The organism is Streptomyces gottesmaniae (assembly GCF_031845845.1).
Classification (GTDB): Bacteria; Actinomycetota; Actinomycetes; order Streptomycetales; family Streptomycetaceae; genus Streptomyces; species Streptomyces akebiae.
Window position 1 is genome coordinate 1 of the sequence record NZ_JAVRFJ010000170.1, and the last position, 406, is coordinate 406.

The 406-nt window shown below is 68.2% G+C and carries 1 pseudogene; it reads right to left on the reverse strand.

What is annotated here, in order from left to right:
* Positions 1–312: pseudogene (locus RM704_RS44915) on the reverse strand (fatty-acid--CoA ligase); the annotation flags it as partial.
* Positions 313–406: the final 94 nt, after the last annotated feature.

Consider the following 406-nt stretch of genomic DNA (forward strand, 5'->3'; position numbering starts at 1 on the left):
GCTGACGGTGGTCTCGATGTCGGTCGGGTAGTGGTTGCGGCCGTCGATCAGGATCATGTCCTTGATCCGGCCGGTGAGGTACAGCTCGCCGTCGATGTAGACGCCGAGGTCGCCGGTGGCCAGCCAATGGCCGTTGTCCGGTACGCCCTCGGCGTGGCTGCCGGTCTCGAGGCGGGTCTGCAGCTTGTTGCCGAACACCCGCTCACTCTCATCGGGCCGGCCGAAGTACCCCTGCCCGACGTTGTTGCCGTGCAACCAGATTTCGCCGACGGTGCGGTCGGCCAGTTCGTCACCGTCGGGGCTGGCGATCACGGCCCACTGGTTCGGAATCGGCTGGCCGCAGGACACGTGGGCGACTGCGCCCTCATCGGTCGCAGCGACGGTCACCGCTCGGCCGGCGCTGAGC